Origin of the sequence: Paenibacillus sp. NRS-1782, from assembly GCF_050467685.1 — a bacterium.
In the GTDB taxonomy this organism is placed as follows: Bacteria; Bacillota; Bacilli; order Paenibacillales; family Paenibacillaceae; genus Paenibacillus; species Paenibacillus terrae_A.
The window spans coordinates 1-14,593 of sequence record NZ_JBITPH010000008.1; the positions used below are offsets into that span (position 1 = coordinate 1).

Here is a 14,593-nt window from a genome sequence, read left to right on the forward strand (position 1 = left end):
CGTGGCACCTACATTCTCCTTCACGCGTGCTCCGAGCACACTTTGGATACCTTTTTCAGCGACCTGCTTCTCAAAATCAGACAAAAGCGGCTCAGGGTAGTATTGATGGAGAGAGGCTTTGAGTTGAATCTCCGAGCTCACGCTGTTGACTTCCTGCTCCAAATCCAGCGTATCGGTGGTTGTATTCAGATGTAAGCCATTGGTTCCTCGAAGCTGGATGCTCCCTGCGGAAAGGCTAAGATTGCCTGTGGCCTGAATTTGTATACGTTGGGTGCTGTTCAGGCTGACACCGTGATGGGTATTCATGGAGATGTATAGTGATCCTTCCTGCGCACTCATTGACAGTTCGGAGTTGCCCAAGGAAATTTCTTTTCCTTGCGGGTTCGCAAAGGATTTGACCCCGGGATCGGCAGTTTTACGCTGGTGGCGTTCTGCAGGTGATTCGACCACGGCACCTTGAGCTGCGTGAGATGGAGGGACAGCAACGCTAGATGGTTTCGTTCGTACCGATTGTATGACCATCGCATCGTCTTCGTCTGCACTTGGAAAATACAGCTTCACCTGCGCACCTTTTTCTGGCATCAGATACCAGACCTGATTACCTTCTGCAGAATAGGGGAACCACTGGGCATCCTTGGGATTCTGCTGATCGTCCATATCCAAATGCAATCGAACCTGATTCCGGCTGACCTCCAGTATTTTTCCTTCAATAGCCGCACCAATGATGGTTCGATTGTATATTTTAGGAACCTTCAAGCCCGCCGACAGGGCGCATTCATACGACCAAGTCATCAAGCCACGAATCAATTGGCCTTCACGTTTGGTGATGACGTACGTTTCGTGATTGCGCTCGACTTCATCTCCCAGTTGCAGCATTTGATCCCACTCAAAGGTATACCGGGTGTAATCTCCAATAGTGGCAGATTTCCAGCCGTTCGCCTCCTGATCCAGATAGGGAGCGATCTTGCGTTGTAGCGTAAAAGGAACCTCTTTCAATTGAATATGCTGCCTGCCCTGAGGAATACCGATCCAAATTTGCGCATGGTGTGAAACGATATTAGGAACGAGAAGGGCACCTACATGCGAAGCTAACCGTTTTAAAAAGGTCCAATCCGTCTCCTGATACTGCATGATGAATTGACCTGTTGCTTTTTTCTCAAAAGCTTCATCGATCTTGTCTGAGCCTTTATAATCGGCTAGTACCGCATCTACAATATCCACATACTTTTGATGGATGTGTTGAAAAGAACGGTTTTTGAGCTGCGTGTCCAGTTTAAAACTATGAGAAATGACGTCGAGAGTCACCAAGATCTCTTGATGTCTGTGCTCCACATCTACGCAGTACAGTTGCCCCATGAATAAGGGATGTTTCTGGTCTTTGGCATCCGAATACCAGAGTTCGATCTTATCGTCGCTGCTTGCTTTAGTAATAATCGTATCTGCCTGATCGGCTTCCAAGCTGCCTGTGATCACCAGTCTGGCATGTTCTCCCAGCTCATGACTCATGTGGACGTGTGAAAGTCGCAGCTTGCCATAGGGCCAAGTGACATGTAAGTGCTGATAGGTAAAGCGGTCTTTCGCTACGATGCTCATCCCTTACTCTCCTTGCTTGATAAAATCAGCCAACTTGCCCATCCTCTACAATAGGTGTCTTCTTCTACGGTTGTTTTGAGTAATGGATACTTCGTAATTTTTAAATTGAGGATATTAGTAATTCTATAAACCCAGCATATGTATTTATCGGTTAAAAGAGAGATTTAGTTTACAGAATGACCCATTGGTTGGGGGATTTACTATGTGTATATCTGGAAGCAGGAGGTATGGGAGGAGGGAAAGCTGACAGTAATTTTGAGCAATTGCCTTCCAAAGTCAGGAACGGGGCTGATTTAAACGTGATCATGGATTAGGGTAAATTAAATACAGGCTCATATGGAATTAGTAGGATTGACAGAAGTGAAGGGGGAACAGGCATCATCTGGGAAAAGGGGGTGTTGTGGGAAGGAGTAGCTTTTGATAGTACAGGTAATATATATAATAAAAAGGAATATATCCCTTTCGTGGTCTCGACACATGTGGAGTGCGTGGTAGTGATATATCGAGATGAGAAGCATTGATGTACGAGGGTTGAGAACAACTTGAATATGTTCCTGCATTCAGAAAAACGCTTTAGGGTTGAGTGTGGGAACATATTATTTTTATTCAAAAGGCATGCGGAGTGTTGTATGTTTCTGTGAGGTAATAATAAATAAGTAACATATTTACCTTTGTGGATTTTAAATAAAATACAGACTCAACCTTCACAGGATGGAAGCTTGGCGTTAAATGGCCTCAATTTCAAGAACTCTAAAACTCCAGATTCACACAATTTAATTGAATGGGCTCAAAATCAGTTTGGTTTTTTACTGGGTGCAGGAATTTCATGCTAATATACTGAAATAGAGAAGGTATAATCATGGAGGCATGAATGTATGAAAAGTGTGGAAAATTTGGTTAACAGCATTGTCGATGAATCTGTGATTAAAGGGAAAACTTATATTTATTTAATATCAGGCACAGAGAATTCGTTTACCAGCGGGTATTATAAGATTGTTGAAAATGAAGTCTCGTATGTTAGTGATGTAACTGTTTTTCTTTTTGAAAAATATACAAATGAGATTGAGAGGATAATGATCGGAAAGGGGATTCTTTGTATCAAAGTGGAAGCTGGAAAATTAATGGAATATAGTATTGTCAACGATATGAATCCAGAGCTTTTTGATAGTGATGTCTTCGAATTGATTATCTACCAGAGATATGATTTGGAACCGGAGGGAGAGGAAAGTAAAGTAACCCTACGGAAATCATTAAAGGCCGAAAAAATTAAAAAAACCCTAGTGTTTGCATGCTATATGAATGATATGGAAGGAATCAAGGAACTCGTTGCGAACGCAAGTAAATCCAATTTAGATAAGGTTCTGGAATATTGCGGCACAGCTTTGCAGTTTTGCTGTAAACACAATAATTTAGAGGCATTTAGACTTTTAGCAGAAAAAGGGGCAAATGTAGGAAAACGTGCGTTGGCTGAAACACCGCTTGAAATTGCATTTAGATATTCAAGTGATATTGTGAATTATATACATACGGAATATGCGGATATCTATCAAAAAGAGGTAGGAAAGAAGGGGTTCGGGATCGCTCTTCATTGTAAAGATGAAGCCCTTTTAAATGATATTTTAGAGCTGGGCTGCGATGTGAATTGCGAAAAGAAACCGTTTCCCCCTTTACATAATTTTGCGGATTGTAATAACGTTTTGGGCATTCAATTCCTGTTGGATCATGGAGCTAATATTGAATGTAGGAACCAGTATAAACAATCAGCCTTGCATAGAGCTGTCAGCAAGGGAAATGCAGCAGCGGCTGAAATTCTATTAAAATATGGGGCTGACATTCAGGCTAAAGATGATAATGGAAAAACACCTTTGGAATTGGCTCGGGCACGTGAAACCAAAACAATATTTAATATGATGGAATGATGTAACTGTAAATAAGCAGGAGGCAATCGATGCCGCTGCTAAGAACTACGGGTATTTCGCACTGCTTAGCAATGAGATCAAAGACCCGATCGAGGCGGTTATCGTGTATCGCAACAAGGAAGTAATTGAAAAAGCCGTCGCAATGTGCAGAGTACTTATATTTTTGGAGGCGATATCTAATTGGATACTAAATTTCATTTAGAGAATGTTGGAAAAGAGGAAGACATTTACGCATCAAACGGAAAAGCTACTTCTGGATTTGGTTTGTTCGTTTTATCTAATGAACGCATAGAATACCATTTTAGAGAAGAAGACATGAGTTTAAACGAAGCGGAGTCATATATCGAAGATTGTTTAAATAATCTGCCTGATGAAACTATTGATGAATTAAGCAAAAAAATGTGTGTATGGAAAGATGGTATAATGACAGATTGTTATCCAGATATGAAATGCCCGGATGGTTTGTCGGATGCTCAAGGTAGGGATATTTTACTCTTTATTTCAGTAAGCGATATTTTTATCTACAGAAATCCCTATGATAACAATGATGCCGTATTTGGAGCAAGCATTTTGGTTGGTATGGAATGGGAATTTGAAGATGGCATAGAAGTTATTATCAAAGGAAAGAAAGTTCTTGAAGTACGTGAGTTTCTAGGTTATGGGGAATATGCAATTTGGGATAAAAGCGACTACAGGTAATAAGCATTTGCAGAAGCAGTGCGGGGGAAGTCCAATGCTGGATGACTTGCTTAAAAGCAAAGGTTACCGTAAACTGATCATTCATCGTTATTTGGTCTTTTATCTGATTAATGAGGATGAAACTAGACCCCATAAAAGACCTAGGGCCAGTTTGCGTTAATTGCCACGCTATGATTCATAAATATAAGCCGGGACTCTCGATTGACGAGTTGCTTGAAATAATATCAAGTAGCAGAACTTCAGACTCCCATTCGTTAAGGCAAAAATATAGCATATTACTAAGTAATAATGGATTACTCCTTTGCACAAGAAATCTCTATTCTTTTTACAAACGATCCAATAGCTTCGAAAGAATGATCCATGAATAAATAATCTAGAGTGAAGTTGTTATTACGAAAGGAATGAGGATGATACTTTTTTAGTTTAGAAAGGACTCTATTTGTAAACGTTCCATCAATATTATGAATGTACTTATTTCTGACTGTTCTTATCAAATCAAGATTAATTAATAAAACAGGTTCAATATCCACTTTCAAATTGCAGCTATCACACAAAAAATCAAGATGTTTATTGATTATTGGATCTTTCCCATTCTTTATTGTATACTTAACATTTTTCTCTGAAGCTATTTCTTTGGATATATGAACTATAAAATTTTCAAGAATACTGATTAACATTGATAAAATTGATGAGTAATTGTATTCGCTGAAGTATTCAGTATCTGGTAGGCCTATTTCTGAATGAATATCATATTCTTCAGCGGATGAATCTTTATTAGAAAAAAGCTTTTCAAGATACTCATTTGTTGTAGCTATATATTCATCACAATATCTTTTTGAGTACTCTAAGTATCTGTTTAAACTACCGAATCGGTATTCAAAAATGATAAATGGTTCACTTACATATTCCAAAGCCTGATAGTATTGACTAAACGTTAGAATATTAAAATTGGGATCAAAAGTAGAATCTATCTTGTGTCCCTTTAATAATTGATGCTCTTCTTTTGTAAAATCGAAATATTCCTGCTCCATTAATAAACCTCATATGAATTAGATTTTTTTATTCTACTTTTACCAATAAAAACTTTTCTCCAAACCCGCCACGCTTCTTCTTTTTCTCCAACCTTACTAGTTCAAACTCTTCAATGCTAATTCCCTTATTATCCAATATAGCATATACGACCTCGACCGAATCAGCCAATTCAGCTACTTGGTCTTTTTCTACTGCCGTGATATACTCATACAATTCCTCTTGAAGCTTCACATCAAGCATTTTCTTATATTCTGCGTCATCAAGCACTCGCATCTCAGCTTTCTTTCCTGATGCTTCAATAATCACTGGAATCTTATCCCGAACCAACTTGCTATATTCCTTCATCAGTAATCCCCTCCCCAATATCAACCCTGACAAGAAATCCAAAACTTTCTGACCAGTCCGTTATCAAACGCCATTTCCAACTCGGATACATGCTTTATCCTTCTGTCCAAGTTTCAGCAACGCTTCAAGCAACCGCTGATTCCTTTCCTCTAGTAGAGTAATCAATTCCTCACTGGGAATTACATTTGATTTGCTCGAATTGCATGTCTGATGGGAGAAGACCAGGTTCCCACTCGCAAAAATCAACAAATATTGACAAACACAAATAACCCACTTTATTATGTAGTGGGGGCATGTTTTTTCCATAAGCAATCCTACTAAAGTCCTCACTGTTCTAATCAGTGCTAAATAAATTGAATGTAAAGTGAGGGTTTCAATGAAAAATCTAACCAAAAAAGAACTCATTCGACTCTTAGATAAAGGTAATCCAATTGACGAAAAGGTATTTGAACAAGTAGATGGTGAAGCTTTTGCTTCATCAAACAATGAACTCAATATCGGACAAATAAGAGAAACATACAATTTACTGGTACCTAAAACAACTTGGACAAAAGTTGACTATGAAATAAAGTTTAAGCAACTATTACTTGAAGGAACAACTCAAGATAATAATGGTGATGGTCAATTACTCCTAAATTTAGATGGAGTAACCAATATGAAATATACTACAACATCAGATGCCATCTCACAGCTTTTTCAAGACATCAGCATGAGTCCATATGCTAAACATCTTTTAAAAGACGCTGATACACACTATGACTTGATTCAACACAACTACAATTATTGGTTTGGTGAAAATGGCCTTTTATCTGAAAACAATGTATTAGTTAGAACTGTGATTGAACATAATCAACCAATAATTAGATGTTTCGCTACTCCAAAATACCAACAAATAGATAATCATATCCTATTATATTGTACTATTTGGGCACTTGATAAATTGAAATTCAATTTCACCTTAACATCTCAAAAGCTTGATCATTCTAATATGGAATTAAATTTCTTGTCAAATGAATATTTTGACTTAGATGGTGTGGGGAAATTATCTTATGGATTTAAAGTACGAAACTCTGAGTCCAAAATTCACACAGTAGAGATACATCCCACTTGCAACGTTACAAATAAAGACGGTTCCAGCGTTCCCTTAATCTTAGACAAAACAATTAAAATTAAACATATGGGGAGTGAGATCACTCCAGCAATTAAAAAAATACTTGAGTTAGAGTACCTTCCAGAGCATATAAAAAATGTAAAGTCTACTATATTAGCTATTAAGACTAAGAAAATTGATCAATTTCTAGCCTACAAAATTCAACAGGAACTAATTAGGATTATAGGAAAAACAGCTTTTAAAAAGTATCAGGATAAGTATTTTGAAGTCTCATCAAATAATACTTATTCTCTCTTACAATTTTTCGGAAAGTTGGGTGATTTACCAGTCGAAAATGATGAAAAGAAACTTATGGTTGAAAGTATGTTCTGGAGTGTCATTAAATCTCTGAATGAATAAATGAAATAATTCCAATTTTAGTCTATCTTCCTTAATTTTAAAGCTTACAGTTTAAAGCCACCCACATATCAGGTGGTTTTTTGTTTCGTAAGAAATTTATGGCTCTTCGCTATACTCGTGGCTAAAGTTACGGTTTCTAGACTAATAGAGCGATTTGACATGGAGCCTCTGCGGGCATGAGTACTCGCGAAAGCCGCGAAGCATAAGGACTTCGCGTTGCTAACCAGCTTATCATGCCCGCCTCTCTATATAAAATCGCAGTCTCTTTACCCCATTCGATGTAGCGAGGAAGCAAATTTATTTCGGTTTTAAATGGTTAGTTTAATGATTGAGCAAGATGAAGGTAAGGTTGCCCCTTTGTCAAGTTTTTTTATAGCCTATCAATGTAGTTATTCCTAAACCATACGTAATAGCTTAGTGAAATAGAGGTCTATTTACCCATAATAAAGGTAGGTTGCCGAGTCTGAATTACCAATAAATAAATAAAAATAGTTCCAATTACCTGTATGTTGTAGTATGATGATGGTAATAAATTCTTCATTTCGTATTTAGACTTATGAATAGAGAATTTGTCGTAGATACTCGATTTCTTATGGAGGAGGAAGATTATGAGATTGGTTAAATTCAGCGTAACAAACTATAAGGTCTTTAAAGAGAAATTTACAATTGATTTCTCAAAAGATTCTATTGTTATTCTAACTGGGAGAAATAACACGGGTAAGTCAACTATTTTAGAAGCCATCAACTGCTTTTTCCAAAAAGAAACTAAAGCAAAAACCATCCCAAATGACTGTTTTTCAGTGCGTAGAACAGATATAACGCTTGAAGCTGTATTTGAATCTGATGAAGACCAGATAACTATTAAAAAGAAGTACAAAGAAGAAAGTGCCCCAAGTTTTTGTGACGAGAAGGGCAAAGAAATCAAAAAAACGCACGAATTATACGATAAGTTGGAGGAAATCTTAAACAATAAGCCTTTTTACATAACTCCCTCCATGTTACCTGATGACATAAACGACTAATTCAAGATATATACTCTGAAATAATAAAAAATGATCTCTTAAAACTCGAAGATTTCAATGGAGACGCAGAAGAAGATAAGGATACCTCTATATTGGCTCAAGAGTATTCAAGCTTGAAAAAAGCATATCCTGCGTTTTTAAAAAAAATTAAGCAAAACACAGACAGCATACTATCACAGGTAAGTAACGATGTTTCCAATAATCTAAGAATACTATTTTCTAATAACCATCTATCACTAAATGTTGTAGGCGGCGAAAGTGAAGGATTTTCATCAGCCGACTTATTGAAGTCTACAAATTCAAGCGTACACATTGATAGCAATAAACAATCCAAAATGCCTTTAGCCAACCAAGGTACTGGACTTCAAAGAATGAGCCTAATATACCTAATACAGAACATGATAGAGAAAAAACTTCTCGGCGAAAATGACAACAAATTACTGCTTATAGATGAGCCAGAAGCATTCTTGCATCCCGAAGCAGTTCGTGCATTAAGTCGTTCGCTCTATCAAATAGGCAAAAAAATGCCATTAATGATCTCGACTCATTCTCCGATACTTATAGATTTATCGGAAAGACACACCTCTATTCAAGTTTTCAGAGTTGGCGAAAAAGAAGCTATCCAGTTGTATAAATCGGTAAGTGAACAATTTGACGATGATGATATAGCAAACATGAAAATCCTAAATTACGTAGACTCTTATGTGAATGAATTCTTTTTTGCTGACAGAGTAGTAATTGTGGAAGGTGATACTGAATATATTGCTTTCAAGCATCTTGCCAAAGAAAGAGACACTAACATTCATATTATTCGTGCTAGAGGTAAGGCTACCATTGTAACTCTAATGAAAGTTCTCAATCAATTTAATTCTTCTTACGATGTGCTACATGATGTAGATAATCATGACAAGCATTCTGCTTCTACACTTAAAGCTCAGTTAACTAATTGCCAGAAAATATATGCTTCTAAACACAGTGATAACATTAGAATATTTTGTTCAATAACTCACTTCGAAAATGCTATTGGTATTGGAGATGTCTCAAGCGATCAAAAAACGAAAGTGATTTATCAAATTTTAGATGGACAAGCAGAGAAAGAAAACGATTACAGCGAAGCTAGAACTTTGGTTGAAAGTATATTTGAACAAATAATAAATCGCGATAAAGATTTAACTTCAAGTGGTGGTTTCAAAAAAATCACAACTTCTGAAGATTACGAAAAATTATTTCTCGGGCTGATTGAGCAAAAATCTCTTGAAGAAGCAGAAAAAAAGAAGAAGGACGACGCACTAACAATTTAAGTTAAACGAACAAGTTGAACTGGTCATTTGAAAGGTATTCATTGAAAGTATAGTCTATCCAGCCTTACTGGACATTCTCCCACCCAAAAAAGGTGGGGATGTTCAGTTTATCTTTTTTAACCATTCTCCCAAATGAACCTCCTTGTTAGCCTTAGAGCGCTTCAAAATAAAGTACCTCCGTTCAAATTAAATTGAAAAGTAAACTATTTCCTCATGCCTGTTGAATAACCGCAAAATGGTAGAAAAAAGATCGTCTTTTCTATAGAATCGTTGGTACCCACCAAACGAATCCGAAAGAAGATGATCTCATGAAAAATTCTATCACGATTACATCTATCCTTCAATCCCTGCTGACTCCTGAAGAAGTTCAAAGGGTTGTGAAGTTAATAGGCTATGAAGACAAAGGCCGCAAGTTCACGGTATACCATATACTCCAATACTGGTGTGTGGCTGCCTTGGAACAATGGAGCAGCTATCGATCCAGCGTAGATTATGCGCCTCTCTCTGGCTTGCCTGTCGTCCATTATTCACGCTTTTCAACCAAAGCCGCCGAAGTCCCATTTTCCGTATTTAAGGAACTTTTCCATCTACTTGTTCACAAATGCAACCGGGAAGCTCGTCGGAAGCTAACTTTCCCAAAAGCGGTCTGTTGATGAACGACAGGTAAAACATGAGAGTAAATATCCAACGTTACTCTTATGTCCGAATGTCCAAGAATTTCTTTTACAATTTTGGGATTGACGTTCTCAGCAAGCATGAGGGAAGCCACAGTATGTCTAAGAACATGAAAACGAATTGGAGGAACATCTGCATATTTGATCAGTCGATAGAAACTGCGAAGTAAATTTCTTGGTTTAAGGGGGCTAAGCTCAAACAGAAGGAACTGCCGTTACGTCTTTAAAGACGTAATGTGTATTACACAGAATAGATTCATTTTGCTTCCTGATCACCTTAGATTCTCACACTGTTTGGTTTTTACATACGATAAAATTTAATTTGAAGTAAGAAAAATTAAGCTTCTCAGGAGTCACGCTAAGTAGTAAGATGTTTGTTAGAACTTTTATAAATTTAGATCATTTATGGTCATATTCAAGGAGGAAAGTAATTTGTTTGATTTAGATATTGAAGAGAATATAAAATTAACACTTGAAGTTTCAGAAGGCTATCTTAGAAATATCATTGATGATCGCTTAAATGTTAAAAATTACAAAATGTTAATTCTTAATTTACATAATGCTTTAGAGCTGACTTTTAAATTTTTGTTGCAGTCTAGAAATAATTTTATGATTTATGAAATGCAAGACAGTAACTCTTATCAGAAAGTTATAAAAACTTACAAAAGTATGCATAAACAAAGGAGAGCTTTAAATGATAGCACGCTAATAGAAAATAAGTTACATACCGTTTCCTTTACTAAAGCTTATGAGATATTGGCTTATCTTTATAATGTTGAAGGATTTGATGAGAAATTTATTTTTAAATTAATGAGATTGGACACATTACGTAATGGTTTGACTCATTTTACAGCTAGAATAGAACATACTGACATATTAGTTTTATACAATCTCTTTGAGGAATGTGTTAATTTATACAATTCCGAACTAGATAACGACAGACATGTACTTAGAAAGATTTTAGAGGGAGTTAATAATAAATTTATACCTAATCCAGATTTAGCTTATGACTTTTCAAATGCAATAAAGGATATCAAGATGAAGTTGTTGGATGAACCAATTATTATAGAACTTATTGGTTCGTTAATACAAAAATTGGGGCAAATAAATGAAGACATAAGTTTGAATGATTATGAAAGATTGATAAAATTTTTCTATGATGAACAGAGTATCGTGCAAAAAAATATTGAATTTCCCAAAAATGATCAAGACGAAATCCTCAAAGCATACGGTTATACTGATTTGGAGTCAGAGGAGATTCGTAAGGAACGAAAAAAACAAGATTTAGAGAACAAGGCTAGAATGAAAAGAAGTATAAAAAGAATGAAAAGAATGAAGTTTATATACGATCAATCCGGTGGAAAAAAATCATCTATTTCATTTGATAAATTTCTTTTAAATTCAATTTTCATGATATTAGAATCAGAATTCATATACAGTAGGACATACTATGATTCTTATGATATGGATTTGATGGGTGGATTAAGTTTAACAGTAAGTTGCAAAAATCTCATTTTAGACAAATGGGGTAATGACAAAGTTTTGATTTGTAAAGTATTTGACCTGTCTGAAGAGGAATACTTTAACTTGTTAGATTTTGAGGGGGATTTCTATTCTAACTCATTTTATGACGCAGAGGCTGATTTTCCCGATGATGAGTTGTAGGAATTTCAATCAGAAAACGTAGAAATCACAAATTTTATAAAGATGTAAAAGTCATATTTTATTCATACTAATCAAATTGAAGCTCGAGTGTCAAGGCCTAGCAACTGATGCTAGGTCTCTTCTTCATGTCTTTCTGGGAGATACATAATGACCGGTAAGGATCGGGAGCGCGATAATAATGATTTAATAATATAGTCTCTTTTCTCGTTTCCCAAAAAACTTTCTTCTACTTTCAAAAATTATATTACACTAACTATTCAAATGAGAACGCATATTCGATATAATAAAATAAGAACATTAGTTCTATATTTAAACTAAAAATATTGGAGGAAAGCGTATGATCAAAAAAAGACAATACCACATATGGCAATATCGACTTGATGATGTAACAGAGCAAAATGGCGAATTTTCACTGGTCTATACTTTAGCAGATGCAAAGCAAGCAAGTGAAACCTTTATTTATTACATTTTGCACGAGAAAATAATGAACAAGAAATTCGATGCTACAACAGAGTACATAACGAATCAAGATGCTTCTAATCCAAATTCCAATAATAGCAAGCCGATCAGAAAAAAGAAGAATCTTCTCCCAATCATGACCATCGAAACGGGACGTGGACGTAGTGAGGAGGATAATGACAAACTCAAACGTTTGCTGGAAAAGGGCTTTACCGCCATCTATTCAAATACAAACGGTCAAGAGATTGCTCGGCATACCTATTTATTTCTGGATAATGTCCTTTCCGGTGCTCAGAACAAAGAATGTCGTCAGCTATTTGTACTGGGGAAATATGCTGAAGCGTTGAAAGCACATGTTTCCCTTGGGACTGAACCGACCCAATGTACCGTATCTAAAAACTTGACGCGCAATGCCTTAATGACGACAGATGTGTATCTCTTTCCTATAGATATGAAACAGCTAACTATTTGCATCCTCCCCGATAAAGAAATACCTGTGACGGAAGATGTAGAGATGATCCTTCCATATCATCGTACACCCGAAGAAGAAGGAAGATATGTTAAGCTTCAAGCCTATGTGGAAGAAGAACAACACTATGAAAAGCAGCGCCAAAAAAATCATCAAAAAAGTCAAAGAGCATAAAGTTGAGCTTCCCATCGCACCTAACGATAGAGAACAGTACAAAACGGCTGGTCGCTGGGAAAAAGAGAATAACAGACGAGTGTGCTTAGAGCACCTTAGTAAGCCTGCATGGAAAGTCGAAAAGAAAGATGGCGTTTCGGTTCCCGTATGGACTATCGACCAGACTGAGCCGTATGAGAAAAAAGAACTCCCCATCACACCATGGTCAACGGGATTGCAATTAGCTGAAGTAAAAAATCATACGGTCATGGAAAATGTATTTGATGGTATGGGTTTGGTCTCAAAAGAGTTAGGACGGCAAATGGAGCGTTTTCTGGAAGTGGACTATACGATTACAGGTTATCAATTACGCTTGCCAGCAATCAAAGGCTTCTTTCCCTGTGTAGATTTTCATGGATATTTCCGTAAGCATAATGTGAAACGGATTCAGGATATATTCGGAACGTGGCATGATGCGGATAAGATTGATATTTTGACCACCGAGTCTACTTTTAAAGCGAAGCTGCAAGTGATCGGAGAAAAGCCAGACGGTTTAGAGGAGAAAGCCTGGTTATTTCCCTCGATAACAGCATACCAGTCTAAACTGATCGAGTATGGCTATGATGCGATTGGTATTTCCAATATTGTCAAGCCAGTACATGAACAATACCGAAAATCATCATATCAGTTATTGCTGGCACTGGATATGCAAGCCAGAGATATCTTGTGTTTATCCCATGTGCAGGGTGACCTCATATATCGGGCATTAAGTATCTATCGCAAACAAGAGCTAGACTGGGAAGATCTCCGCTATGTACAAGCATTTTTGCACTTGGTGTATCAGGAAAATTCGGATAATGGGATTGGTAAACAATGTAGCGATGCCATCCATGCTCTACACCTTAATAAAAAATTGGCATTCGACCATAAAGTAAGACAAACGATCAAGGAAGTAATCGACCATAAAATAGATGAAATGGGCTTGGGTAAATTTTATATTGAAGCTAAGTATCTGTATGTGACACAAGATATTTTAGCGTTTCTATCTTACGCTGCAGCAGCGGATCACCATACATGGAAATATACAGGGTTTCTATCTGCCAAGCAGAGTTACTGTGGTGGTGTGATAGTAGGTCAGAATCTATTTGCGAGGAACCCGATCATGTCCTTCAGTGAAATCACTCGAACCACATTTGTGGATTATGAAGGTGAGGATGCTGAGTTTATTCGTCATATCGACAACATTGTGCAGCTTCCTTTAGGGACAGAGCCAGATCGTCTTGGCGGCGCAGACAGGGACGGCGATGAATTACTGGTTCTGTCTACAGGATTAAATTTGGCAGAGACTCAGATTGAATACCTACAGCAGTATAATTTTAAGGTTAATAACGAAAAAAGTGAACACCACGGTAAAAATCGACTTGACCTGTTGAATGAAAATATCCAGAAGCATTTCGAGGAACGATTTCCTGTTCAAGCTAAAGTATCGTTGGCAGACTATGTTATTGATTCACTGGTACAAGTCAACGATGCAGATAAATCAACCGCTCCTTCACAGGAATGGAACAAGGCAAATGTTATTGATTTTATTATTCGCTCTGAAGATAAAACGGGAGAAATCACCGATATCAATACGACGATAGAAAATATCGCTAACGCGCAAGAAAGGTTATTGCAATACAAGTTTCCAATTGCGATCATGAAGCATTTACAAGCCCTATGTATAGATGCTTCCAAATCGGGTCTGTTCGA

General features: G+C 36.9%; 12 protein-coding genes and 1 pseudogene. 9 read left to right on the forward strand and 4 right to left on the reverse strand.

Annotated elements, in window-relative coordinates:
* Nucleotides 1-1,593 (reverse strand): contractile injection system protein, VgrG/Pvc8 family (locus ACIFQM_RS02165; RefSeq protein ID WP_430064979.1); only part of this gene is annotated, 1,593 nt, incomplete at its 3' end.
* Between the two features lie 875 nt (nt 1,594-2,468).
* Here ACIFQM_RS02165 and ACIFQM_RS02170 point away from each other — a divergent pair.
* The gene (locus ACIFQM_RS02170; RefSeq protein ID WP_430044547.1) at nt 2,469-3,512 is read left to right on the forward strand and encodes an ankyrin repeat domain-containing protein; all 1,044 of its coding nucleotides are present in this window, start codon (nt 2,469-2,471) and stop codon (nt 3,510-3,512) included.
* Nucleotides 3,513-3,692: 180 nt separating this feature from the next.
* Nucleotides 3,693-4,211 (forward strand): DUF6985 domain-containing protein, encoded by a 519-nt coding sequence (locus ACIFQM_RS02175; protein ID WP_430064981.1) that lies wholly within the window; start codon nt 3,693-3,695, stop codon nt 4,209-4,211.
* Nucleotides 4,212-4,504: 293 nt separating this feature from the next.
* On the opposite strand, the gene ACIFQM_RS02180 is transcribed toward ACIFQM_RS02175, so the two are convergent.
* Nucleotides 4,505-5,242 (reverse strand): hypothetical protein, encoded by a 738-nt coding sequence (locus ACIFQM_RS02180; protein WP_430064983.1) that lies wholly within the window; start codon nt 5,240-5,242, stop codon nt 4,505-4,507.
* 28 nt (nt 5,243-5,270) lie between these two features.
* Nucleotides 5,271-5,588, reverse strand: coding sequence for a nucleoside triphosphate pyrophosphohydrolase (locus tag ACIFQM_RS02185; RefSeq protein ID WP_430064985.1), 318 nt, complete (start codon nt 5,586-5,588; stop codon nt 5,271-5,273).
* 376 nt (nt 5,589-5,964) lie between these two features.
* Here ACIFQM_RS02185 and ACIFQM_RS02190 point away from each other — a divergent pair, with 376 nt between their 5' ends.
* The 4 genes from ACIFQM_RS02190 (at nt 5,965) to ACIFQM_RS02205 (ending at nt 10,074) form a co-directional block, all read left to right on the forward strand.
* Nucleotides 5,965-7,098 carry a hypothetical protein gene (locus ACIFQM_RS02190; RefSeq protein ID WP_430043299.1) on the forward strand — a complete coding sequence of 378 codons (1,134 nt, stop codon included), beginning with the start codon at nt 5,965-5,967 and terminating at the stop codon, nt 7,096-7,098.
* Nucleotides 7,099-7,706: 608 nt separating this feature from the next.
* Nucleotides 7,707-8,120 carry an AAA family ATPase gene (locus tag ACIFQM_RS02195; RefSeq protein WP_430064987.1) on the forward strand — a complete coding sequence of 138 codons (414 nt, stop codon included), beginning with the start codon at nt 7,707-7,709 and terminating at the stop codon, nt 8,118-8,120.
* 23 nt (nt 8,121-8,143) lie between these two features.
* On the forward strand, nt 8,144-9,421 hold the full coding sequence (locus ACIFQM_RS02200; RefSeq protein WP_430064989.1) for an ATP-dependent nuclease: 1,278 nt from the start codon (nt 8,144-8,146) through the stop codon (nt 9,419-9,421).
* Nucleotides 9,422-9,729: 308 nt separating this feature from the next.
* Nucleotides 9,730-10,074 carry a hypothetical protein gene (locus tag ACIFQM_RS02205; RefSeq protein WP_430037820.1) on the forward strand — a complete coding sequence of 115 codons (345 nt, stop codon included), beginning with the start codon at nt 9,730-9,732 and terminating at the stop codon, nt 10,072-10,074.
* Here the strand turns inward: ACIFQM_RS02205 and ACIFQM_RS02210 are convergent.
* Nucleotides 10,017-10,298 carry a tyrosine-type recombinase/integrase gene (locus ACIFQM_RS02210; protein WP_430037835.1) on the reverse strand — a complete coding sequence of 94 codons (282 nt, stop codon included), beginning with the start codon at nt 10,296-10,298 and terminating at the stop codon, nt 10,017-10,019. The two genes, ACIFQM_RS02205 and ACIFQM_RS02210, sit on opposite strands and share 58 nt — an antisense overlap.
* A 229-nt stretch (nt 10,299-10,527) precedes the next feature.
* Here ACIFQM_RS02210 and ACIFQM_RS02215 point away from each other — a divergent pair, with 229 nt between their 5' ends.
* The 3 genes and pseudogenes from ACIFQM_RS02215 to ACIFQM_RS02225 form a co-directional block, all read left to right on the forward strand.
* Entirely contained in the window at nt 10,528-11,760 is a 1,233-nt protein-coding gene (locus tag ACIFQM_RS02215; RefSeq protein WP_430037823.1) for a hypothetical protein, read from the forward strand.
* Nucleotides 11,761-12,097: 337 nt separating this feature from the next.
* Nucleotides 12,098-12,862 carry a hypothetical protein gene (locus ACIFQM_RS02220; RefSeq protein WP_430037826.1) on the forward strand — a complete coding sequence of 255 codons (765 nt, stop codon included), beginning with the start codon at nt 12,098-12,100 and terminating at the stop codon, nt 12,860-12,862.
* Nucleotides 12,816-14,593 (forward strand): annotated as a pseudogene (locus ACIFQM_RS02225) (hypothetical protein); the annotation flags it as partial. The gene ACIFQM_RS02220 and the pseudogene ACIFQM_RS02225, both read left to right, overlap by 47 nt.